General features: G+C 75.4%; 24 protein-coding genes. 17 read left to right on the top strand and 7 right to left on the bottom strand.

The features are described from left to right. Positions 1-11 precede the first annotated feature (11 nt). Positions 12-1,163 (bottom strand): epoxide hydrolase family protein, encoded by a 1,152-nt coding sequence (locus tag ACFUVW_RS09390; protein ID WP_430571062.1) that lies wholly within the window; start codon positions 1,161-1,163, stop codon positions 12-14. Positions 1,164-1,224: 61 nt separating this feature from the next. Here ACFUVW_RS09390 and ACFUVW_RS09385 point away from each other — a divergent pair, with 61 nt between their 5' ends. Beyond that, positions 1,225-2,187, top strand: a complete 963-nt coding sequence (locus ACFUVW_RS09385; RefSeq protein ID WP_430571061.1) for a helix-turn-helix transcriptional regulator — start codon at positions 1,225-1,227, stop codon at positions 2,185-2,187. On the opposite strand, the gene xseA is transcribed toward ACFUVW_RS09385, so the two are convergent. Then, a complete protein-coding gene (gene xseA / locus ACFUVW_RS09380) occupies positions 2,153-3,445 on the bottom strand; it encodes an exodeoxyribonuclease VII large subunit (protein ID WP_430571060.1) in 1,293 nt (430 codons plus the stop codon). The genes ACFUVW_RS09385 and xseA overlap by 35 nt on opposite strands. A gap of 94 nt (positions 3,446-3,539) precedes the next feature. Between xseA and ACFUVW_RS09375 the strand changes: the two genes are divergently transcribed. After that, a complete protein-coding gene (locus ACFUVW_RS09375) occupies positions 3,540-4,583 on the top strand; it encodes a 4-hydroxy-3-methylbut-2-enyl diphosphate reductase (protein WP_430571059.1) in 1,044 nt (347 codons plus the stop codon). A gap of 46 nt (positions 4,584-4,629) precedes the next feature. Here the strand turns inward: ACFUVW_RS09375 and rmuC are convergent, their stop codons facing one another. Continuing rightward, complete coding sequence (gene rmuC, locus ACFUVW_RS09370) at positions 4,630-6,219, bottom strand: DNA recombination protein RmuC (RefSeq protein ID WP_430571058.1); 1,590 nt, start codon at positions 6,217-6,219, stop codon at positions 4,630-4,632. Positions 6,220-6,338: 119 nt separating this feature from the next. Between rmuC and ACFUVW_RS09365 the strand changes: the two genes are divergently transcribed. From ACFUVW_RS09365 to ACFUVW_RS09335, 7 genes are all read left to right on the top strand, one after another. After that, a complete protein-coding gene (locus ACFUVW_RS09365; protein ID WP_430571057.1) occupies positions 6,339-7,163 on the top strand; it encodes an ABC transporter ATP-binding protein in 825 nt (274 codons plus the stop codon). After that, positions 7,133-8,734 (top strand): hypothetical protein, encoded by a 1,602-nt coding sequence (locus tag ACFUVW_RS09360; RefSeq protein ID WP_430571056.1) that lies wholly within the window; start codon positions 7,133-7,135, stop codon positions 8,732-8,734. The genes ACFUVW_RS09365 and ACFUVW_RS09360 overlap by 31 nt, the downstream gene beginning before the upstream one ends. Positions 8,735-8,823: 89 nt before the next feature. Next, the gene (locus ACFUVW_RS09355) at positions 8,824-9,864 is read left to right on the top strand and encodes a GNAT family N-acetyltransferase (protein WP_430571055.1); all 1,041 of its coding nucleotides are present in this window, start codon (positions 8,824-8,826) and stop codon (positions 9,862-9,864) included. 34 nt (positions 9,865-9,898) lie between these two features. After that, positions 9,899-10,681, top strand: a complete 783-nt coding sequence (locus ACFUVW_RS09350) for a DinB family protein (protein ID WP_430571054.1) — start codon at positions 9,899-9,901, stop codon at positions 10,679-10,681. A gap of 25 nt (positions 10,682-10,706) precedes the next feature. After that, positions 10,707-11,792 carry a redox-regulated ATPase YchF gene (gene ychF, locus ACFUVW_RS09345; protein ID WP_430571053.1) on the top strand — a complete coding sequence of 362 codons (1,086 nt, stop codon included), beginning with the start codon at positions 10,707-10,709 and terminating at the stop codon, positions 11,790-11,792. Positions 11,793-11,810: 18 nt separating this feature from the next. Further along, positions 11,811-12,188 (top strand): hypothetical protein, encoded by a 378-nt coding sequence (locus ACFUVW_RS09340; RefSeq protein WP_430571052.1) that lies wholly within the window; start codon positions 11,811-11,813, stop codon positions 12,186-12,188. Positions 12,189-12,219: 31 nt separating this feature from the next. After that, a complete protein-coding gene (locus ACFUVW_RS09335; protein WP_430571051.1) occupies positions 12,220-12,786 on the top strand; it encodes a hypothetical protein in 567 nt (188 codons plus the stop codon). Positions 12,787-12,821: 35 nt separating this feature from the next. On the opposite strand, the gene ACFUVW_RS09330 is transcribed toward ACFUVW_RS09335, so the two are convergent. From ACFUVW_RS09330 to ACFUVW_RS09320, 3 genes are all read right to left on the bottom strand, one after another. Then, complete coding sequence (locus ACFUVW_RS09330; protein WP_430571050.1) at positions 12,822-13,694, bottom strand: SDR family oxidoreductase; 873 nt, start codon at positions 13,692-13,694, stop codon at positions 12,822-12,824. After that, positions 13,691-14,335 (bottom strand): TetR/AcrR family transcriptional regulator, encoded by a 645-nt coding sequence (locus tag ACFUVW_RS09325; protein ID WP_430571049.1) that lies wholly within the window; start codon positions 14,333-14,335, stop codon positions 13,691-13,693. Before ACFUVW_RS09325 ends, ACFUVW_RS09330 begins: the two co-directional genes overlap by 4 nt. Positions 14,336-14,446: 111 nt before the next feature. Beyond that, on the bottom strand, positions 14,447-14,842 hold the full coding sequence (locus ACFUVW_RS09320; protein WP_430571048.1) for a RidA family protein: 396 nt from the start codon (positions 14,840-14,842) through the stop codon (positions 14,447-14,449). A gap of 125 nt (positions 14,843-14,967) precedes the next feature. On the opposite strand from ACFUVW_RS09320, the gene ACFUVW_RS09315 reads away from it, so the two are divergent. From ACFUVW_RS09315 to ACFUVW_RS09300, 4 genes are all read left to right on the top strand, one after another. After that, positions 14,968-15,951, top strand: a complete 984-nt coding sequence (locus tag ACFUVW_RS09315) for a helix-turn-helix transcriptional regulator (protein WP_430571047.1) — start codon at positions 14,968-14,970, stop codon at positions 15,949-15,951. A gap of 66 nt (positions 15,952-16,017) precedes the next feature. Next, positions 16,018-16,437: an oxidoreductase gene (locus ACFUVW_RS09310; protein WP_430571046.1), complete on the top strand. Its 420-nt coding sequence runs from the start codon at positions 16,018-16,020 to the stop codon at positions 16,435-16,437. Between the two features lie 34 nt (positions 16,438-16,471). After that, on the top strand, positions 16,472-16,927 hold the full coding sequence (locus tag ACFUVW_RS09305) for an SRPBCC family protein (RefSeq protein WP_430571045.1): 456 nt from the start codon (positions 16,472-16,474) through the stop codon (positions 16,925-16,927). A gap of 80 nt (positions 16,928-17,007) precedes the next feature. Then, on the top strand, positions 17,008-17,775 hold the full coding sequence (locus tag ACFUVW_RS09300; protein ID WP_430571044.1) for a phosphatase PAP2 family protein: 768 nt from the start codon (positions 17,008-17,010) through the stop codon (positions 17,773-17,775). A gap of 60 nt (positions 17,776-17,835) precedes the next feature. Here ACFUVW_RS09300 and ACFUVW_RS09295 read toward each other — a convergent pair whose 3' ends face one another. After that, the gene (locus tag ACFUVW_RS09295; RefSeq protein WP_430571043.1) at positions 17,836-18,543 is read right to left on the bottom strand and encodes a LysE family translocator; all 708 of its coding nucleotides are present in this window, start codon (positions 18,541-18,543) and stop codon (positions 17,836-17,838) included. 108 nt (positions 18,544-18,651) lie between these two features. On the opposite strand from ACFUVW_RS09295, the gene ACFUVW_RS09290 reads away from it, so the two are divergent. The 4 genes from ACFUVW_RS09290 to ACFUVW_RS09275 form a co-directional block, all read left to right on the top strand. Further along, positions 18,652-19,083 carry a GNAT family N-acetyltransferase gene (locus ACFUVW_RS09290; RefSeq protein WP_430571042.1) on the top strand — a complete coding sequence of 144 codons (432 nt, stop codon included), beginning with the start codon at positions 18,652-18,654 and terminating at the stop codon, positions 19,081-19,083. 93 nt (positions 19,084-19,176) lie between these two features. Further along, entirely contained in the window at positions 19,177-19,986 is an 810-nt protein-coding gene (locus ACFUVW_RS09285; RefSeq protein ID WP_430571041.1) for a GNAT family N-acetyltransferase, read from the top strand. Positions 19,987-19,996: 10 nt separating this feature from the next. Continuing rightward, on the top strand, positions 19,997-20,212 hold the full coding sequence (locus tag ACFUVW_RS09280) for a hypothetical protein (protein ID WP_430549647.1): 216 nt from the start codon (positions 19,997-19,999) through the stop codon (positions 20,210-20,212). 37 nt (positions 20,213-20,249) lie between these two features. Beyond that, positions 20,250-21,433, top strand: a 1,184-nt coding sequence (locus ACFUVW_RS09275) for a hypothetical protein (RefSeq protein ID WP_430571040.1), incomplete at its 3' end; no start/stop codon positions are given.

Genomic DNA, 21,433 nt, shown 5'->3' with positions numbered 1-21,433 from the left:
CGCCCGCCCGGTCACGACCGGCCGCTGAAGAACGCGCGCAGGTCGTCGGCGAGGAGCTGGGGCTCCTCCATGGCGGGGAAGTGGCCGCCCTCGGCGTGCTCCACCCACCGGTCGATCGCGCCCCACCCGTTGAAGACCTTGGCCATGAGCGGGTGCGTGTCGAACACGGACCACGCGGACGGGACGTCCGAAGTCGAGAGCCAGTCGAGCCCGGAGTGCGCGGCCTCGTAGTAGAACTGCGCGCTCGACGCCCCGCTGCGGGTGAACCAGTACAGCGACACGTTCGTGAGGAGCTGGTCGCGGTCGACGGCCTCGTCCGGTGTGCGGGACGCCGGGTTCGTCCAGGTCTGGAACTTCTCGGCGATCCACGCGAGCTGGCCGACGGGGGAGTCGGCCAGGGCGGCGCCGATCGTGTGGGGGCGGTGGTTCTGCATCTCGAAGTAGCCGTTCTCGGCGGCGTCCGCCTCGCGCACCGCGTCGATCTGCGCCACCTCGTCGTCGGTCAGCCCCTCGGGCATCGGGTACGCCGCGCCCACCATGCCGAGCGAGCGGCCGTCGCTGCCGACGTGGGTGCCGATCACCCGATGCGGGTACAGCGCGGCGAGGCGCCCGGTGGTGCCCGCGCCGATGTCCGTGCCGTGCACGCCGAACCGGTCGTAGCCGAGCCGCGTCATGATCTCGGCGTACGCCTCGGTGGTGCGCGCCACCTCCCAGCCGGTGCCCGACAGGGGGGTCGAGAAGCCGAACCCGGGCAGCGACGGGACCACGACGTGGAATCGGTCGGTGAGCAGCGGGAGCAGGCGCTGGTACTCGACGAACGACCCGGGCCACCCGTGGCACAGCAGGAGCGGCGTCGCGGCGGGGTCCGCGGAGCGGGCGTGCAGCACGTGGAAGGTCTGGCCGTCGACGACGGTCGTGACCTGCTCGTACGCGTTCAGGGCGGCCTCCTGCGCGCGCCAGTCGAAGCCGTCGCGCCAGTACTCGACGAGCTCGCGCAGGTACGGCAGGGGGATGCCGCGGCTGAAGTCCGTGCGGTCGTCGCGGCCGGGCACCGCGTGGGGCCAGCGGGTGCGCGCGAGCCGGTCGCGCAGGTCGTCGAGGTCGGCCTGCGGGACGTCGATGCGGAAGGGGACGAGGGCGGTGGCTGCGGTGTTCTCGTTCATGGATCCACCCTCGCAACAATCGCGGAAGACTTACTTCCGCGATCGGTGAGATGCTTCGAGGGTGCTCGAGACCTCGGCCCGCCTCCTCCAGCTCCTGTCCCTGCTGCAGCTGCGGCGCGACTGGACCAGCGGCGACCTCGCCGAGCGTCTCGGGGTGAGCACCCGCACCGTGCGCACCGACGTCGGCAAGCTGCGCTCGCTCGGCTACCCGGTCGAGGCCCGGCCCGGCGTCGCCGGCGGCTACCGGCTCGCCGCGGGGTCGGCGATGCCGCCGCTGGTGCTCGACGACGACGAGGCGGTGGCGGTCGCGATCGGGCTCGCCGCGGCCGCGCACGGGTCGCTCGGCGAGGGGGAGACCGCCCTCACCGCGCTCGCGAAGGTCGAGCAGGTGATGCCCGCGCACCTGCGGCGCCGCGTCGAGGCCGTCCGGGAGGCGACGAGCGTCGTGCCGGGCGGGGACCCGGCGCCGGACCTGGAGGTGCTCGGCGGCGTCGCAGCCGCGATCCGGGCCGGTGAGCGGCTCCGGTTCCGCTACACGACCCACGACGGCGCCGAGTCGTCCCGGCACACGGAGCCGCACCGCCTGGTGCGCTGGGGGTCGCGCTGGTACCTGCTGGCCTGGGACCTCGACCGCCTGGACTGGCGTGTCTTCCGCGCCGACCGCATCGTGCTGCGCCCGCCCACCGGATCGCGGTTCCGGCCGCGCGTCATCCCGGAGGACGCGGTGCTGCGGCACGTCGTGGCGCGGGTCGGCAGGGCGACGTGGCGCTACCGGGCCCGGATCCTCGTGCACGCGTCGGCCGAGGAGGTCGTCGCGAAGGTCGGCTCCCCGCTGGAGGTGGAGGCCGTCGGGCCGTCGACGTGCCGCATGGAGGTCGGCAGCGACGACCCGGACCGGCTCGCGCTCTGGATCACCCGGCTCGGCACGGACGTCGAGGTGCTCGAGGGCGCCGAGCTCCGGGCGGCGTTCGGTCGGCTCGCGGACCGGCTCACGCGGGCGGCGCAGGTGCCTCCGTCGCCGTGACGGCGGCCTCCAGCGAGCCCTCCGCGACCCGCACGCGCACCGCGTCGCCGGTCGCGACGTCGCGGCTCGCCCGCACCACGTGCCCGTCCGCCCGCTGCACCACGGCGTAGCCGCGCTCCAGCGTGGCCTGCGGGGAGAGCGCGCGGACCTGGGCGGCGAGCCGGCCGACCTCGCCCGACGCGCGCAGCAGGGCGGCGTCCAGGCAGTGGCGGGCGTGCCGCAGCTGCTGGGCGAGCTCGCGCTCGCGGGCGTCGATCGTCGTCTGCGGCCGGGCGAGGGCCGGCCGGGACCGCAGCGCGTCCAGGCCGTGCTGCTCCCGCTCGACCCTCCCGGACACCGCCGCGCGCATCCGTCGCCGCGCCTGCTCCAGGCGCAGCCGCTCCTCCGCGACGTCCGGCACGACCTGCTTGGCGGCGTCGGTCGGGGTGGACGCGCGGTGGTCGGCGACGAGGTCCAGGAGCGGGGTGTCCGTCTCGTGCCCGATGGCGCTGACCAGCGGGGTCGTGCAGGCCGCCGCCGCCCGGACGAGGGCCTCGTTGCTGAACGGCAGGAGATCCTCGACCGAGCCGCCGCCGCGCGCCACGACGATCACCTCGACCTCGGGGCGGGCGTCGAGGTCGGCGATCGCGCCGCTCACCTCGCGCACCGCGTCGACGCCCTGCACGGCGACCTCGCGGATCTCGAAGCGCACCTGCGGCCAGCGGGCGCGCGCGTTCACGACGACGTCGTGCTCGGCCTTCGACTCCCGCCCGCACACGAGGCCGACGACGGCCGGCAGGAACGGCAGGGGGCGCTTGCGGTCGTGGTCGAACAGGCCCTCGGCGGCCAGCACCCGCCGCAGTTGGTCGATGCGGGCGAGCAGCTCGCCCACGCCCACCTGCCGCACCGCCGTCGCGCGCATCGACATCCGGCCGGTCTTGACCCAGAACTCCGGCTTGGCCTGCACCACGACGTGGTCGCCCACCTCCGGCTTGTGGTGGAGGCCCTCGTAGATCCTCGACAGCAGGTGCACGGGCAGCGAGGCCTCGACGTCGGTGTCCCGCAGCGTGACGAACTGCATCCCGGCCCGCGGGCGGTACGTGTGCTCCACGACCTGGCCCTCGACCCAGACCGGCGACATCCTCGCGACGTAGTCCCGGATCTTCGCGGACAGCAGCCGCACCGGCCACGGGCGCTCCGCCGTCGTGTCGCGGGCGAGCTCGGGCAGGGGCTGCGGCTGGGCTTGCGGCTGGGACGTGTCCGACACGCCGTCCAGCATGCCCCACGCCCCCGACGAGGCCGTCGGGAGGTCGCCGACGCTCGGTCATGCGCCCGTCACAGGACGTCCACACCGGCGCACCTAGACTGGCGGCGTGACTGTGACCAGCCCGGCCCCCGCCACCCCGACGTCCACCAAGCGCGTGCTGCTCGCCGCGCCGCGCGGCTACTGCGCGGGGGTGGACCGCGCGGTGGTCGCGGTGGAGAAGGCGCTCGAGACGTACGGCGCGCCGGTGTACGTGCGCAAGGAGATCGTGCACAACAAGCACGTCGTGGAGACGCTGCGCGACCGCGGCGCGATCTTCGTCAACGAGACCGACGAGGTGCCCGAGGGCGCCCGGCTCGTGTTCTCCGCGCACGGCGTCTCGCCCGCGGTGCGCGCGTCCGCCGCGGCCCGCAGCCTCGACACGATCGACGCCACCTGCCCCCTGGTGACCAAGGTGCACAAGGAGGCCGTCCGGTTCGCGAAGGACGACTACGACATCCTCCTCATCGGTCACACCGGGCACGAGGAGGTCGAGGGCACCGCGGGTGAGGCGCCCGACCACGTGCAGGTCGTCAACTCCCCGGACGAGGTCGACCAGGTGCAGGTCCGCGACCCGGAGAAGGTCGTGTGGATCTCGCAGACCACCCTGTCCGTGGACGAGACGATGGAGACCGTGCGCCGCCTGCGCGACCGGTTCCCCGAGATGCAGGACCCGCCCAGCGACGACATCTGCTACGCCACGCAGAACCGGCAGGTCGCGGTGAAGAAGCTGGCCCCGGAGTGCGACGTCGTCATCGTCGTGGGCTCCGCGAACTCGTCGAACTCGGTGCGGCTCGTCGAGGTGGCGCTGCAGGCCGGCGCCCGCAGCGCGTACCGCGTGGACCGCGCGACCGAGATCGACGACGCCTGGCTCGACGGCGCGACGACGGTCGGCGTCACCTCCGGCGCCTCGGTGCCGGAGATCCTCGTGCAGGACGTCATCGCGCACCTGGACAGCCACGGCTTCGGGGAGGTCGAGGAGGTGCGCACCGCGACCGAGGACCTGATGTTCTCCCTGCCGCGCGAGCTGGCGCGGGGCCTCAAGGCCGCCGGGCAGGAGGAGAAGCGCCCCCGCCGCGGAGCGCGCACCGCGCTACCCGTCGAGCCCGCCTGACACCGTCGAGCCCGCCTGACACCGTCGGCCTGGCCGGCGCGAGGGCTCAGCCCGCGGCCGACTCGCCCTTCTCCTCGGCCCCGGCCGCGCGCTCGAGGTCGCGCTGCGCGGCGTCGACGAGGGACTCGACCGAGTCGCCCCGCGCCCCGTCGCGGTCCCCGTCGGCCGACAGCGTGCCCAGGTCGACGACGAAGCCCTCCTCGACGGCCAGCAGCTCCGGCTTGGTCACGGCGCGGGTCGTGTCCTCGACGGCCTTGAGCGGCTCGATCGCCTGACTCGCGTCGACGACCTTGAGCTCGACCATCCGGCGGGCCTGCGGCAGCACGCGGGTCTCCAGCGACCCGACGAACGAGTTGTAGTGCTTGGTGGCGGCGGTCATCGACTGGCCGAGCTTGGTGATGCTCTTGGTCATCGTGACGATGCGGGCGTACAGCTCCTTGCCGGTCTGCAGCACCTTCTGCGCGTCCTCGGCGATGGCGTCCTGCTGCCACGCGTAGGCCACGGTGCGCAGCATGGCGACGAGCGTCATCGGGGTGGCGACGAGCACCCGCTTGCGGATCGCGGTCTCGAGCAGGTCGGGCTGACGCTCGACCGCCGCGGCCAGGATCGGCTCGGCCGGGACGAACAGCACCACGAACTCGGGCGCGGCGTCGAACTGCGACCAGTAGGCCTTGCCGGCGAGCACCTCCACGTGCTTGGCGAGGTCCTTGGCGTGCGCGTCGAGCTCCTTGTCGCCCTCGGCGGAGCTCTCGGCCTGCTGCGCGCGCAGGTACGCGCTGAGCGGGACCTTCGCGTCGACCACGATGTTCTTGCCGCCGGCCAGGCTGACGACCAGGTCGGGGATCAGGGTCTCGCCCTCGGCCGTGGTGCGGTGCACCTGCGACTCGAAGTCGACGTGGTCCATCATCCCGGCGGCCTCGACCACCCGCTTGAGCTGCAGCTCGCCCCACACTCCGCGCGTCTGGTTGGACCGGAGCGCGGAGACGAGGTCGCTGGTGCCGACGCGCAGCTGGGCGTTGACCGTCTCGAGCTGGCGCAGCTGCTCCGTGAGGGCCGTGTGCCCCTGCAGGCGCGCCTGCTCGGCGGTGTCGACCCGGGCGTTCACCTTGTCGAGCGTCTTGCTCATCGGGTCGAGCAGTGCGCGGATCGCCTGCTCGCGCTGGGCGAGCGTCTCGTCGTTCTTCTGCGTGCTGCGGCGCAGCCGCTCGTCCGCCAGGTCGAGGAACTGCTTCTGGTTCGCCGTGAGCACGTCGTTGGCGAGCGCGCGGAACCGCTGTGCCGCGGCCTCCTGGTCGCCCTTGGCCTCCGCGAGCTGCTCCTCGAGGTTCTCGCGCACCTGGGTGAGCAGCCGGTCGGCCTGCTCCCGCGCCTCCGCCACGCGCCGGTCCGCCTCCTGCCGGGCGTGCTCGCGCTGCTCCGCCAGCCGCCGGTCGCTCTCCTCGTTCGCCTGCGCGAGGCGGCTGCGCAGCTCCGCGGCGTCGCGCCGCAGGACCTCGAGCTCGCCGTGCTCCTGGACCCGCTGCAGCTCGTCCGACCGGCCCGCCTTCGCCGCGCGGGTCGCGTGCCCCAGCCAGCCCACCAGCACTCCCACGCCCAGGGCGCCGAGGATGAGGATCACAGCGAGGCTCGTCGTCATGCGCCACACGGTGTCACGGGGCACCGACACGGTGGAGCACCCCGGCGGCGCGTCGCTGACCAGGGCGGCCACCCTCGCGGCACTGTCCGGCGTCGCGCCATGCGCACTACGGTTGACCCGTGAGCGACCAGACCGGGCCGCCGCCCGCCACCCCTGCCCCCGTCCCACCGCCCGACCTCGCCGCGGCCCTGAGCCTGCGCGGCCTGTGGAAGCGGTTCGGCCAGAAGATCGCCGTCGCCGGCGTGGACCTCGACGTACCGACCGGCTCGTTCTTCGGCCTCGTGGGCCCCAACGGCGCGGGCAAGACGACGTCCCTGTCGATGGCGACCGGCCTGCTGCGGCCCGACTTCGGCACCGTGCACGTGCACGGCACGGACCTGTGGGCGCGGCCCGAGGAGGCGAAGACCGCGCTCGGCGTGCTCCCGGACGGCGTCCGGCTGTTCGACCGGCTCACCGGCGCGCAGCTGCTCACCTACGCGGGCCTGCTGCGCGGGCTGGACCGCGCGACCGTCGCGGAGCGCACCGAGGACCTGCTGCAGGCGATGGACCTGGTCGGCGACCGCGACACGTTCGTCGTCGACTACTCCGCCGGCATGACGAAGAAGATCGGCCTGGCTTCGGCGATGATCCACGCGCCGCGCGTGCTCGTGCTGGACGAGCCGTTCGAGGCGGTCGACCCCGTCAGCGCCGCGAACATCCGCGACATCCTGCACGGGTACGTGGCCGACGGCGGCACCGTCGTCGTGTCCAGCCACGTGATGGACCTGGTGCAGCGCATGTGCTCGCACGTGGCGGTCATCGCCGGCGGGCACGTGCTCGCCGCCGGCACCGTCGCCGAGGTGCGCGGGGAGCAGAGCCTCGAGGACCGCTTCGTGGACCTCGTCGGCGGCCGTCGTGAGTCGGAGGGACTGGCGTGGTTGCGCAGCTCGTCCGCCTCAAGCTGACCCTCCTGGCCAACACGTTCCGCCGGAGCGTGTGGCAGACGATCGGGCTGGTGATCGGGTCGATGTACGGGCTCGGCGTGCTGGTCCTGGTGGTGGTGGCGGCCGTGGCCGGCGGCACCGCGGACCCGGCCGTGACCGGACACGTCCTGACGATCGCCGGCGCGCTGGTGGTCCTCGCGTGGTGGGTCGTGCCCGTCTTCGCGTTCGGCGTCGACGCGACCCTCGACCCGCGCCGCTTCGTCACCTTCGCCATCCCCCGGCGCACGCTGCTGGCCGGGCTCGCGCTCGGGGGCCTCGTGTCGATCCCCGCGGCGGTCACGACGCTCGGCGCGCTGGGCGTCTCCTTCGCCTGGTGGCGGCAGCCGGCCGCGCTCGCCGCGGCTCTGGTCGGCGGCGTCCTCGCGACCGCGCTGTGCGTCGTGGGCTCCCGGGCGGTGACGACGGCCCTCGCGCCGCTGCTGGACTCGCGGCGGTACCGCGAGGTCCTGGCGATCGTGGCGGTGGTGCCGCTCCTGCTGATCGGGCCCGCGATGGGCTGGCTGGCGGACGGCGTCGAGGTGACGGTGGACGGTGCGGGCGCCGAGGCGCTCGGGGCGGCGATCGCGCCGCTGGCCGACATCGTGGGCTGGACCCCGCTGGGGGCCCCGTGGGCGCTGGGCTCGGCGGTCCACGACGGCGCGTGGGCCGTGCTCGCGGCCCGGGTCGCGGTCTGCCTGGCCACGCTCGCCCTCGCCTGGATGGTGTGGGACCGGGCGCTCGCCCGCGAGCTCGTCACGCCGCACGGCGGCGGCTCGTCGGCCACGGCGGCGAAGGGCCTCGGCTGGTTCGGCCGGCTGCCCGCCACGCCGCTGGGGGCGGTGGCCGCACGCGCCGCCACCTACTGGGTGCGCGACCCCCGGTACGCCGCGTCGATCGCGATGGTGCCGCTGCTGCCGCTGGTGCTGCTCGCCGTCGGGACGACGAACGGCGCGGGCGGCGGGCTCATGCTGGTCATGGCGCCGCTGGCGGCGTGGCTGCTCGGCTTCGGCATCTCGAACGACGTCGGCTACGACAACACGGCGTTCGCGCTGCACGTCGCGACCGGCGTCCGGGGTCGCGTCGACCGGTGGGGGCGCGTGCTGCCCGTGCTGGTCGCGGGGCTGCCCCTCTGCCTGGCGTTCGCGCTGGTCGGGTGCGCCGTCGCCGCCCGGTGGGACGCGCTGCCCGCGCTGCTGGGCGTCACGGTCGGCACGCTGGGCGCGTCGCTCGGGATCTCGAGCGCCGTGTCCGCGCGGCTGGTGTACCCGGTGCCGAAGCCGGGGGAGAGCCCGTTCAAGTCCCCGCAGGGCGCCACGATGGCCACGATGCTCGCGCAGATGGCGACGATGGGGATCGTCCTCGCGGTGAGCGTGCCCACGCTCGCGCTGGCCCTGCCGGCGATCCTGATGCCGCAGGCCGCGCTCGGCTGGGCGGCGCTCGGCGTGGGGCTCCTCACCGGGGTGCTCGTGCTCCTGCTGGGCGTGCGCTGGGGGGCCCGGACCTACGACCGGCGCCTGCCGGAGCTGCTGCAGCAGGTCATGGCCTTCGGGTGACGCCCCGGGGGCCTCTCCCCGGCGTTCGTGACGGGCTGGTCGACGGGCTGGTCATGGGAGCGCCAAGGACGCTTTGCGACAATGGTCGGGTGAGCGTTGCGAACCCCGAGCACCTGCCCCTGCCCGACGGCTGGACGACTTCGGCCCCCGACCTGGCGGACCTGCCCCGTCTCGGGGAGCTCCGTGGCGCCGTCGCCGCCCCGTTCACGGGCTCGTCGGTGGTGAACCAGGACGCCCTCGCCGCGGAGGTCGCGGGCCCGGTGTCGTGGACGCGCCGCCAGGTCGTGGCGCGCGACCCCGACGGCGTGGTGCAGGCCTGGGCGTGGGTGCACGACCGCGCCGCGGGGCGCGTCGTCGTGGGGGTCGACGTCGACCGTGCGTCGCCGGCGGCCGACGACCTGGCGGCCGCGGGCTACGCCTGGGCGGCGCGGCAGGGGCGCGAGCTCGCGGCCCAGCGCGGCATGGCCCGCACCCAGCTCGACTCCGGAGCGTTCGCCGGCGACACGACCCGGCAGGCGTGGCTCGCCGCGGCCGGGTACGCCAAGACCCGCTCGTGGCTGCAGATGTCCCGGCCCGTCGTGGCGGAGGAGGCGCACCGGGGCGTGCTGCCGGACCCGCGCCCGGGGGTGACGGTGCGACGCGTCGCGACGCACGACGACGGCCTGCCCGTGGCCGAGGACCTGCAGACCGTGCACCGGGTCCTCGAGAGCGCCTTCGAGGACCACTTCAACTCCTACCGGGAGAGCTTCGGCGAGTTCCTGGTGCGGCTGCGCTCCGACCCGGGGCACCGGTGGGACCACTGGTGGCTGGCGTTGGTCTCCGACCCGCAGCGGCCCGACGCGGCGCCGGAGCCGATGGGCGCCCTCGTGGGAGCCGTCCTGCCGTCGGGCCCGTCCGGCAAGGAGGGCAGCTACATCGAGTACCTGGGTGCCGACCGCCGCGCCCGGGGCCGCGGGGTCGCCACGGCGCTGCTGTTCGCCGTCGTGCGCGACGCGGCCGCGCGCGGGCGCGACCGCGTGGGGCTCGAGGTGGACGCCGACAGCCCGACCGGTGCCGCGTCGCTGTACGAGAGCTGGGGCTGGCGCACCTCCTACGTCACCGAGTCCTGGCACCAGGACGTCGACGCCTGAGGTCGGTGTCGGCGGCGCGCCCTACGGTCGGGGGATGGCACGGTTCGGGCCGGACGACGAGCTGCGGGGCGCCCGCTTCGTCGAGGCAGACATGACGGGCGCCTCCTTCCGCCTCGTGCAGCTCGACGGCGCGCGGTTCGAGCAGAGCTTCATGCCGGGGGCGGTGATGCGCGGCGTCGACCTCACGGACGCGGACCTCGACGGCGAGATCACCGGCCTGCGCGTCAACGGGGTCGACGTCGCGCCGCTGGTCGAGGCCGAGCTGAACCGGCGGTACCCGGGCCGCGAGCAGGCCCGGTCGGCGGACCTCGCCGAGCAGCGCGCGTCGCTGGACGCGGCGCTGCGCGCCTGGGACGCGCACCTCGAGCGGGCGGCCGCGCTGGGCGCCGTCGACGAGCCGGTCGACGGCGAGTGGTCGACGGCGCAGACGCTGCGGCACCTGGTGTTCGCGATGGACGGCTGGATCCGGTACGGGCTGCGGGGGATCGACCACCCGTTCTGGTACGCCGGGCTGCCGTTCACCGAGTACGAGCCGGAGGTGGCGGCCCTCGGGGTGGACCTGGCGGCGGCGCCCTCGTTCGAGGAGACCCTGGCGGCGCACGCCGACCGGGTCGCCGAGGTGTACGCCACCTACGACGAGCTCGCCGGCACGGACGTCACGGTCGACGCGCCGCGCCTCCCGCCGTGGGCGCCGGAGGGGTACACGCGCGCGGTGCACCAGAGCCTCGGCGTCGTCGCCCGGGAGCACTGGGCGCACCTGCAGTTCGTCGAGCGCGACCTGACGATCCTTCAGGAGCGGGCCCGGGCGTCCCGTTGAGGCCCGCCACGTAGACTCTCCCGACGTGGCACTCACCATCGGCATCGTCGGCCTGCCCAACGTCGGCAAGTCCACGCTCTTCAACGCCCTCACCCGCAACCAGGTGCTCGCGGCGAACTACCCGTTCGCGACGATCGAGCCCAACGTCGGCGTGGTCCCGCTCCCGGACCCGCGGCTGGACACGCTCGCGGAGATCTTCGGCAGCGAGCGGATCCTGCCCGCGACGGTGTCGTTCGTCGACATCGCGGGCATCGTCAAGGGCGCCTCGGAGGGCGAGGGGCTGGGCAACAAGTTCCTCGCGAACATCCGCGAGGCCGATGCGATCTGCCAGGTCACCCGCGTGTTCGACGACGGCGACGTCGTCCGCGTCGAGGGCTCGGTGGACGCCGAGGGCGACATCGAGACCATCTCCACCGAGCTGATCCTCGCCGACCTCCAGACGCTGGAGAAGGCGCTGCCGCGGATGGAGAAGGAGGTCAAGATCAAGCGGGGCGACGCCGCCCTGTTCGCCGCCGCCACCACCGCGCAGAAGATCCTCGAGTCCGGCACGACGCTCTTCCAGGGCGCGAAGGCCGAGGGCCTCGACCTCGCCGACGTCGCGTCGCTGCAGCTCCTCACGGCCAAGCCCTTCATCTACGTGTTCAACACCGACGAGGCGGGCCTCGCGGACGCGGGGATGCAGCAGCGGCTGCGCGACCTGGTCGCTCCCGCCGACGCCGTGTTCCTCGACGCGAAGTTCGAGTCCGAGCTCGTCGAGCTCGAGCCGGAGGACGCCAAGGAGATGCTCGCCGACTCCGGTCAGGACGAGGCGGGCCTCGACCAGCTCGCCCGCGTCGGGTTCCACACCCTCGGCCTGCAGACCTACCTCACGGCCGGCCCCAAGGAGTCCCGCGCCTGGACGATCCGCAAGGGTTGGACCGCCCCGCAGGCCGCCGGCGTCATCCACACCGACTTCGAGCGCGGCTTCATCAAGGCCGAGGTCATCTCGTTCGACGACCTCGTCGAGGCCGGCTCCGTCCAGGCCGCCCGCTCCGCCGGCAAGGCGCGCGTCGAGGGCAAGGACTACGTCATGCAGGACGGCGACGTGGTCGAGTTCCGGTTCAACGTCTGACGACGACGGCCGACACGGATGACCGAGAGCGCGGAGGGCCCAGCCTCCGCCATGCAGTACGTCGAGCACGAACCGGGTGCGTGGTTCCTCGTCCGGCGTGACGACAGGTACTACCTCGAAGCGCGCTACACCTACAGTGCGGCCGTCGACGACTCGGCGCTCGTCGCGCTGACCGCCGCCGAGCTGGAGGCCTACCGCGCCGGCGGGCACGAGTACCTGTCCCAGCTCGCCAGGAAGATTCACCGGAGCGCCCCGTACACCGAGGGCTCGTCGTACTACTCGCGCGACCTGTACCGACGCGGTGGCGAGGCCGCCCGCCGCTACCGCGGCGAGGTGAGTGCCGCGATCGCCGACCACACATGGCAGGCCGAGCAGCGGCGCGCGAAGCGCGGCTGAGCGGGCACCGCCGACGGGGAGGACGGGGCGAGTGAGCGACACCGCACGGCCGGACGACCCGTTCCCGAGGGCGCTGGCCACCGGCGAGGCGATCGAACGTGCCGTCCGGGAGCACCGCGGCAGGGACTTCCCGCGGTGGGCGGCGCTCGGGCTCCCGGTGGTCGACCGGGGATCGCACGCGATCTTCCCGCTGGCGTCGGCCACGACCCGCACCGACGCGGCCGGGTCACCGGACGGTGCAGGCCTGGCCGGGCTGGCGGAGCGGCTCTACCGGCACTGGGGCTACTGGTACGGGGGCCACGACTACCGGGTCGGCCGGCTCGCGTCCGACGAGGGGTACGGCCTGAAGCTGGCCGAGGCCGGAGCCCTGACGCCGGGGCCCTACTGGTGGGACGTCCGGGACGTCGGGGTGGTCTGCGTGCGCTCGGTCGACGCGTCGCCCGAGCGCGAGACGCTCGCGCTGCACGTCGTCCCGAAGTCGTGGGTGTGGACCTCGCAGCCCGATCCCACGACCGACCGCGGGATCTCCCACCGTCGGCGGACGATGCGCGAACGCGCGGCGGCGGACGTCACCTGGGAGTGGCCGCGCGAGGAGTGATCGCGGGCGTCCGTCACGACGATGCCGCCGGCGGCTCACCGGCTGAGGGTGCCGTAGTAGTCGCGCAGGGTGTGCGTGCCGTGCGGTTCGCCGACGGAGTCCGTCTGCATGCCCTCCAGGAAGAAGCGCGTCAACGACCCCGCGCGCGGGCTGACGCGGTCGGAGGCCCAGACGGCCGTCGAGGCCACGCCCCGGGGGACGGAGACGTACCGCGGCTTCTTGCCGAGCGCCTCGAAGGCGGTCCGCACCACGTCCCGGTAGGTGAGCACCTCGGGGCCGCCGACGTCCCACGATCCCGGGCCGTCGCCGAGCCGGGAGACGCAGAACTCCGCCAGGTCGGCTCCGTGGATGGGGGAGAGGCGCACGTCACCGTCGCCCAGGCCGAACGCCATGCCCCGTCGTGCCAGGTCGTAGATCTCGGTGAGGTCCGAGAAGTAGCCGGAGGGGTTGACGACCTGGGGCGCGACGCGCGACCGGGCCAGGGCCTCCATGAAGGCGTGCTTGGCCCTGCTCACCCCCGACGTGCCGGAGGCGGCGTTCATGACGCCGACGTAGAGGAACGAGTCCACCCCCGCCTGCTCCGCCAGCTCGAGGTAGCGGAGGTTCTGGAGGAAGTCGACGTCCCACGGGTCGGCCTTCTGCCGGGTCACGCCGAGGGCGGAGACCACGCGGTCCACGCCCGTCATGAGGTCGGCGCCGAGGTCGCGAGCACCCGTCGGGGCGACCACCCACTCGTCCACGAGGGCGTCGAGACCAGGAGCCCCGTGGGCGCCGGGCGCCGCCGCGCGACCCCGGTCACGGACGACGGCGCGGACGGCGCGGCCGCCGCGGTGCAGGCGCTCGGCGATGTGCCTGCCGACGTAGCCGGTCGCTCCGACGAGGAGGACGCGCTCGGGGGAGTCGTTCATGGTGTGCCCTTTCGGCGAGGGGCGAGCGGGGACCTGTGCGGATCGGGGGGCGCGACGGCGTCGGTGAGGTCGCGGAAGGCAGTGAGCGCCTCGGTCATCGGGGCGTGGTCGTCGAGCGCCCGGTGCAGGAGCAGCCCGTCGATGAGCGCGGCGACGAGTGCGGCGAACCCGGTGCGCCGTTCGTCCGTCCAGTCCGGCCGGCGTGCGCCGACCCAGTCGGCGATGGCGGCGCGCGCGCCGGCGAGGCTGTCGCGGAAGGCGGCGCCCAGCGCGGGGTCCTGGCCGGCCCCGGCGACGAGCTGGACCGCCAGGCGGACGAGGCGGTCGTCCGCGGCCAGCCGTTCGATGCCGGCACGGATCGCGTCGATCCCCTCGTCGAGGTCGGACGACCGCAGCACCATGTCGACGAGCGGGCCGACTGCGGCCTCGCTCGCTCGCTGGGCGAGCGCGGCCCGCAGGCCGGGCAGCCCTCCGAAGTGGTAGTGGATGAGGCCGGCGTTGGTCCCGCTCCGCGCGGCCACGGCGCGCGTGGTCACCGCGCCCCAGCCGCCGTCGGCCAGGAGGGAGAGCCCGGCGTCGACGAGACTCTCGCGCGTCTGCTGGCCGCGGGGTGATCTTGCTCGGTCGACTAAGTTAGTCACTCGGCCAAGATAACAGGCCGCCGACGCGTCCTCGCCGCCCTGGGGTGACACGACCCGGCCGGCACGACGGCGCGACCCCGGCGGGCCACGCCGTCGCCCGTCGCGGAGGTGCTACGCGACGGCGGTCCCCTCCAGCTCGACGACCTGGCCGGGGAGCGCGAGGCGGGTCACCCCGAGCATCGTGGTGGCCGGCGCCGCGCCGGCGGCGCCCAGGCGCCCGGCGAGCACGCCGTAGTGCGGGAACAGGGCGTCCACGTCGGTGGTGTAGACGGTGAGGCGCACCAGGTGCGCCAGCGTCATGTCGGCCGCGGTCAGCACGGCCTCGAGGTTGTCGACGGCGAGCGCGAGCTGGGCTGCGACGTCGCCCTCGTGCTCGGGCCTCCCGTCCGGGCCCGTCGCCGTCTGCCCGGAGACGTACAGCGTGCGGGTCTGCCCGGTCACCACCTCTCCCTGGTTGAACCCGAGGTCCAGCGACCACGTCACCGGGTTGACTGCCGTGCGTTCCATCTGCGACTCCCGTCGTTCGTCCTGCGGGCGCCCGGCGGCGTGCTGCCGCCGTCCCTGACGCCCGCGGACGACCTTTCCGCGGAATCACGACACCTTCTGTCAGGTTTTCGCCCCACAATGGAGCCGTGCGCGCCGACCGGCTGGTCTCCCTGGTGCTGCTGCTGCGCCGCCGGGGGCGCATGACGGCGGCCGAGCTGGCGAGCGAGCTCGAGGTCTCGCCGCGCACGGTGCTGCGCGACGTCGAGGCGCTGTCGACGGCCGGCGTGCCCGTCTACGTCGAGCGGGGCCGGCACGGCGGTTTCGCGCTGCTGCCCGGTTTCCGGACCGAGCTCACCGGGCTCACCCACGAGGAGGCGCTGGCGCTGCTCACGGCGGGAACCGCGCGGGGGGCGCGGGCGTTCGGGCTCGGCCCGGCGCTCGCCTCGGCGGTGCGCAAGGTGGAGGACGCGCTGCCCGACGGCCGGCGTCCCGGGCTCGACGCCGCGTCCCGGCGGTTCCTGGTCGAGCCGGAGGCCGACCTCCTGTCGCGGCGGCCCGTGCCCGAGGGCGTGCCCGCCGCGGTCCTGGCCGACGTGCGCCGCGCGGTGCTGGCCGGCCGTCGCCTGCGCCTGCGCTACGCGGCGCCGGACCAGGAGCCGCGGTGGCGCACGGTCGAGCCGATCGGCCTGGTCACCGTGCGGGACCGCACCTACCTGCTGGCCACCCGTGCCGGCGAGGACCGCACCTACCGGCTCTCGCGCGTGCGGGCCGCTGAGGTGCTCCCGGAGCCCGCCGACCGTCCGGCGGACGTGGACCTCGACCGGATCTGGGCCGCGCGCAGCGCGCGGTTCCTCGCCGAGGACCACCTCGCCGTCACGGTGCGGGTTCGCCCCGCGCTCCGGGACGAGCTGCTGGGCGACGTCCGGGCCGTGCGCGCCGAGGAGCGCGACGACGACGGCTGGGCCCGGTTGGAGGTGACCTTCGAGGACCTCCGGCACGCGGTCTGGGCGCTGTGGCGGCTCGGTCCCGACGTCGAGGCGCTGGCCCCCGCGTCCGTGCGTGCCGCGCTGCACGACCGGGCGGCGGCGCTCGCCGCCCGGTACGCCACCGCGGCGGACGCGGGGCCGTGAGGGCATCAGGATTCCCGCCCGCCCGGCGGGTGTGGCGCCGGGGTGCCTGCGTGGATACTCGTGGGTATGACCCTGTACGACGACGTCGGGGGCTTCGACGTGCTGCTGGCGGTGTGCCGGCGCTGGAACGCGCTGTGCCTGGCCGACCCGGTGGCGGCGCACCCGTTCTCGCACGGCACCCTGCACCCGCAGCACCACGAGCGGCTCGCCGCGTACCTGGCCGAGGCGCTCGGCGGCCCGCGGCTCTACACGGGCGGGTACGGCGACGAGTCGACGATGCAGCGCATGCACGCGGGCAACGGGGAGCACGCGGAGCTCGACGAGGTGTGCGCCCGGCTGTTCCGCAGGGCGGTGGACGAGACGGGGGTGCCGGCGGCCGCGGCCGCGCGGCTGGGCGACTTCTTCGAGCGGCAGACCGCCGGGATGCGCGCCTACGGCGCCAGCCGCGACGACGTGCCGGCGGGGCTGCCCCTGCCGCGGGCGTGACGGCGCCGCGACCCGGCGGGCCTACGATCGCCGGGTGCCGACGATCGTGCTGACCACCGACCTGCCGGCGCCCCCGCAGGCGTGCTTCGACGCCAGCCTGTCCGTGGACGCGCACGCGGCGTCGATGCGGCGCTCGGGCGAGCGGGCCGTGGCGGGCGTGACGACGGGCGTCATAGGGCTCGGCGACACGGTGACGTGGCGGGCGCGCCACTTCGGCGTCCCGTTCCGCATGACGTCGCGCATCAGCGCCCACGACGCGCCGCACCGGTTCGTCGACGAGCAGGTGGCCGGGCCGTTCCGCCGGTGGTGGCACGAGCACCGGTTCGAGGCGACGCCCGGCGGCACGCGGATGACGGACACGGTGGAGTTCGCCGCTCCGGCCGGGCCGCTGGCGCGGCTGGTGGAGCGCCTGGTGCTCACCCGCTACATGACGCGTCTGCTGCGCACGCGCAACGAGTGGCTCGCATCCGCCCTCGCGTCGCGCCCCTGACCAGGCCGGACGGAGAACGTGCGGCACACCACACGCGCTCCACCAGGTGATGTCCAGCCGGGTTGCTTACCCTGGGCGCGATGTTGCTCCAGGCTCCCGCCGCGCCCGCGCGCGCCCTCGACGGCTCGCGCGTCGACGCCCGAGCAGCGCGCACCCGTCGTCCGGAGCTCTCCCTCGGACGCCTGACGTCGGCGCCCGCCCTCGCGGTGGGGCTGGTCGTGGTGACCCTCCTGGCGGCCGGACCGTTCCGCGGCATCGACGAGGTCGCGCACGGGTACTGGGCCCGGACGCTGACGCCGGGGCTGCAGCCCTTCATCCAGCACGTGCTCGACCCGATCGCCGGGCAGGCGGTCTGCCTGCCCGTCCTGCTGGCCGTCGCGGTCACGCTCTCGTGGCGGCACCGCACGTGGCGCCCGCTGTGGTGCGCGGCCATGGCCGAGCTCGCGTTCTACGGGGGAGTGGGGCTGCTCAAGGTGGTCCTCGCGCGGCCGGCGCCCACGACCGACGACGCCGACCTGTTCGACGGCGGGCTGCGCCAGCTCGGCTGGAGCGGCATCAGCTACCCGTCCGGCCACGCCGCCGAGGCGGTGCTGATCTACGGCACGGCCGTCTACCTCGTCGGGCGCTGGACGAACGCGTCCGCGCGCACCATGACCACCCTGCGGCTCGGCGTCGGCCTGGTCGCGCTCAACGCGGTCGCCGTGTCCTACAACCTCGGCTGGCACTGGATCAGCGACCTGGTGGGCGGGCTGCTCGTCGGCGGTCTGCTGCTGCGCCTCCTGGTCGAGGCGGACCGCCGCGGCTGGCGGCTGCGGCCCCGGCGCGCCGTCGTCGCCCGGCACCTCTGACCGCCACTCCCGACCCGCGCCCGGTGACCTCGGCGCCGTGACCTCGGCATGGCTCGGCCGTCAGACCACGACGGCGGCGCCGGCCAGCGCCAGGTAGACCCCGCCGGAGGCCCGGCCCAGGCGGCGCCGGGCGCGCTCCGACGCGCGCAGCCGCCACGACATCCGGTCGGCGAGCAGGGCGTACGCGGAGTCCACGAGCGCGGCGAGGCCGACGAAGAGGCCGCCGAGGAGCGCCAGCTGCGGCGCGACCGGCCCGCGTGCGGGGTCGGCGAACTGCGGCAGGAAGGCGAGGAAGAACAGCGCGGTCTTGGGGTTGAGGACGTCGACCAGGACGCCGTCCACGAAGAGCCGCCAGCTGCGTGGCGCCGTCGGCGCGCCGTCCTCGCCCGAGGCGTCGCCGGGGGACGCGGCACGCGCCCGGGCCGCGCGCAGCTCGCGGACCCCGAGCCACACCAGGTACGCGGCGCCGGTCCAGCGCACCGCGTCGAACAGCGCGGGCGACCGCGCCAGCAGAGCGGCCAGGCCGGCCGCCGCGGCCACCACGTGCAGCGCGGCCCCGGTCTCCAGCCCCGCCATCGACCACATCCCGGCGCGCCGCCCGTGGGCGGTGGTGCGCGCGACGACGTACACGACGGACGGGCCGGGGACGGCGAGCATCGCGAGGGAGGCGGCGAGGAAGCCGAGCAGCGCGGGGCTGCTCGGCAGCAGCGTGCTCGCCGCGTCCGCGGCCTCCGTCGTGGGCACCGTGGGCACCGTCAGCAAGGTCATGGTGGGGAGGGAGGAGTGCCGACGGTGCCGCGTGACTCCTTGCGCGTGGGTGCACGGTCGGCGTCGCCCGGCTCGCCCCCGCCGCGCCGCGGCGCGAGGATGGCGCGCATGACGGGATGGACGGTCGTGGAGGTCACGGACCCGGCCGAGCTCGTCGCGGCGTCGCACCTCTTCGACGGCCCGGTCTCCCTCGCGGGCGCGACGGACACGCTGCGTCGCCCCGGCCACGTCGTGCTGCTGGCGCGTGCGGCCGACGGGCAGGACGTCGGGTTCGTGTCGGGGGTGGAGATGCGGCACCCCGACAAGGACGCCGAGCTCTTCCTGTACGAGCTGGGCGTCGACGAGGCGTGGCGCCGCCAGGGGGTGGCGTCCGCGCTGCTCGGGGCGCTGCGGGACGTGGCCGTCGCCCGAGGCTGTCGCGGGATGTGGACCGGCACGGAGGCGGACAACGCCGCGGCGCTCGCCACCTACCGCGCGGCGGGAGCGGACATCGACGACGGGTCGGTCTTCGTGGTCTGGGACGACCTGGCCGGGGCCTGAGCGACCCGCTCCGCCACGGTAAGGGCGCGACGGGTCGGTACGCCACGGTGAAAACCGTTGCCCCGCCTGCCGGGCTCTGGAAGGGTGTCCGCCGTGAACGCACCTGCCGCCGACGTCGACGTCGCGCGCCTCCTCGCCGCCTACGACGACCAGCTGCGGACCGACGCGGAGACGCCGAGCGCCGTCGCCGTGACCCGCCTCGGGCCGCTGCGGCTGGTCACCTTCCCCGGCGGGCGCGGGTTCGTCACCTACCGCGACCTCGGCGGCGCCGACGCCGCGACGATCCGCGGGTTCGTCGCCGCGGCGCTCGCGCACTTCCGCGACGACGCGACGATCACGCACGCCGAGTGGAAGACCCGCGGGCACGACGTCGCGCCGGGCCTGCACGAGGCGCTCCTCGACCACGGCTTCGCGCCGCAGGAGCCGGAGTCGATCATGATCGGCGACGCGCGGCTCCTCGTCGCGGACGTCCCGCTGCCGGACGGCGTCACCCTGCGCCGCATCACCGCGGAGGCGGACGTCCGCGCGATGTCCGCGATGGCCGACGAGGTCTTCGGCGACGACCCGGCCACGTCCCACCACGCCGACCAGATCCTCCACCGCCAGGAGCGCGACCCCGACATGGAGCTGTGGGTCGCGGAGGCGGACGGGCAGGTGATCAGCGCCGGTCGCCTCGAGCCCGTGCCCGGCACCGCGTTCGCGGGCCTGTGGGGCGGTGCGACCCGCCCCGAGTGGCGCGGCCGCGGCATCTACCGCGCGCTGACCGCGGCGCGCGCCCGGTCCGCCGTCGAGCGCGGCAAGACCTACCTGCACAGCGACTCGACCGAGTTCTCCCGGCCCATCCTGGAGCGCTCCGGCCTGGTCAAGGTGTCCACCACCACGCCCTACGAGTGGCGCCGCTGAGGGGGACCGCGTGGGCCTCGAGGACGACCCCTTCGACCACCGGGTCACCAAGGACGGCAAGGTGCTGGTGAGCCGCGGCGGCCGCCCGGTCGTCACGGTGGCGGGCGCGCGCGCCGCGCGGCTGGCCGCGCTGCTCGGCCGCGACCCCGAGACCGACCAGGAGCTGCTCGCCCGCGCGACGGGCAACTACCGGCGCGGCAACGAGAAGCGGGGGCACCGCCCGTGACCGCGCCCGGCCGACGGCGCGTCGTGAGGGCCGCTCGGTGAGCCGCACCCGGCTGCTGGCACGTCGCTCCGGCGCGCGGCGCGGGTTGCTGGTCCTCGTCGCGCTGCTGGTCGCCACCGTCGCGGCGGCGCTCGGGACCGCCGTGGGTGCGGTCCGCGCGGCCGAGGCGGACGTCGTCCACGAGGGCCTGACCAGGGGCGGCGTCCCGGCCGTGGTCCAGGTGACCACCCGGCTCGCCCCGGAGGCCGACGCGGCGGCGCAGGACGCGGCGTTGCGCCGCGACGTCGCCGCGCTCTTCGCGCCGGTGCCGTACGACCTGGTCCGCGAGGAGGTGCCCGACGACGACTCCGACGACCCGTTCGTGCGCTGGACGCTCACCCCGGACGTGGCCGCCACCGACACCGCCGACCTGACCGTCCTCGCCGCCGGGTCGGACGCGCTGCTCGACACGGTCCTCGCCGACGACGCCGTCGCCGTGCGCGGGGCGACGGTGACGGGCGACCTCGGGGAGCGGGCGGCCGACGCGGCCGACGCGGCCGCCGCGGCGTCGGCGGTGGCCCTCGTCCCGATGCTGGTGCTCGCACTGGCGGGCGGGGTCGCCGTCGCGCAGGTCGCGCGCCTGCTCGCCGCCACGCGGGCGGGGGAGGTGCACCTGCTGGTCTCGCGCGGGGCGTCGGCGGCCCAGCTGACGGCGGCCGCGGCGTCCGAGGCGGCGCTGGTCGTCGTGGGCGGGGCGGCCGCCGGCGCCGGCGCCGGCGCGGGTGCGGCCGTGCTGGCGGGCCAGGGCACGCCCGCCGGGTCCCTCGCCGGGGCGCTGGTCCCCTCGGCCGTGGCGACGGCGGCCGGCGCCCTGCTCGTCCTCGTGGCCGTCGGCGGGCTGCAGGCCCGGGCCGCCGCGGCGCTGCGGGTCGCGGACCGGTCGGGCCGGGCCCGGCGCGCCGCCGCCTGGGGGACCGTCGCGCTGGTGCTCGTCGCCGCCGGGGTCACCACGTGGCTGCTGCGCCGGTACGGCTCGCCCCTCGTCCCCACGCCCGACGGCGGTCAGACCGACCCGGCGGCCGCCGCCGCGCCCGCGCTCGTGCTCGCGGCCGCCGCCGTCGTGGCGGTGGCGCTGCTGGGCCCGCTCTCCCGGGCGTGGGCGGCGGCCGCCGCGGGCCGCCCGGGCCCGCGCGGGCGGGCGGCGCGCCCCGTGGGGCGGCGGCGCGCGGGCCCCCCCGGGCC

It is taken from the genome of Isoptericola sp. NPDC057391 (assembly GCF_042668085.1).
Lineage (GTDB): Bacteria > Actinomycetota > Actinomycetes > Actinomycetales > Cellulomonadaceae > Isoptericola.
The sequence above is the reverse complement of the archived record's forward strand: the minus strand, read 5'-3'. Positions and strand labels throughout refer to the sequence as shown.

Excerpts from the sequence above, each read along its gene's own strand:
- ACFUVW_RS09390 (WP_430571062.1), bottom strand. The coding sequence starts at position 1,163 with ATGAACGAGAACACCGCAGCCACCGCCCTCGTCCCCTTCCGCATCGAC.
- xseA (WP_430571060.1), bottom strand. The coding sequence starts at position 3,445 with ATGCTGGACGGCGTGTCGGACACGTCCCAGCCGCAAGCCCAGCCGCAG.
- rmuC (WP_430571058.1), bottom strand. The coding sequence starts at position 6,219 with ATGACGACGAGCCTCGCTGTGATCCTCATCCTCGGCGCCCTGGGCGTG.
- ACFUVW_RS09350 (WP_430571054.1), top strand. The coding sequence starts at position 9,899 with ATGGCACGGTTCGGGCCGGACGACGAGCTGCGGGGCGCCCGCTTCGTC.
- ACFUVW_RS09340 (WP_430571052.1), top strand. The coding sequence starts at position 11,811 with ATGACCGAGAGCGCGGAGGGCCCAGCCTCCGCCATGCAGTACGTCGAG.
- ACFUVW_RS09330 (WP_430571050.1), bottom strand. The coding sequence starts at position 13,694 with ATGAACGACTCCCCCGAGCGCGTCCTCCTCGTCGGAGCGACCGGCTAC.
- ACFUVW_RS09320 (WP_430571048.1), bottom strand. The coding sequence starts at position 14,842 with ATGGAACGCACGGCAGTCAACCCGGTGACGTGGTCGCTGGACCTCGGG.
- ACFUVW_RS09310 (WP_430571046.1), top strand. The coding sequence starts at position 16,018 with ATGACCCTGTACGACGACGTCGGGGGCTTCGACGTGCTGCTGGCGGTG.
- ACFUVW_RS09300 (WP_430571044.1), top strand. The coding sequence starts at position 17,008 with ATGTTGCTCCAGGCTCCCGCCGCGCCCGCGCGCGCCCTCGACGGCTCG.
- ACFUVW_RS09295 (WP_430571043.1), bottom strand. The coding sequence starts at position 18,543 with ATGACCTTGCTGACGGTGCCCACGGTGCCCACGACGGAGGCCGCGGAC.
- ACFUVW_RS09290 (WP_430571042.1), top strand. The coding sequence starts at position 18,652 with ATGACGGGATGGACGGTCGTGGAGGTCACGGACCCGGCCGAGCTCGTC.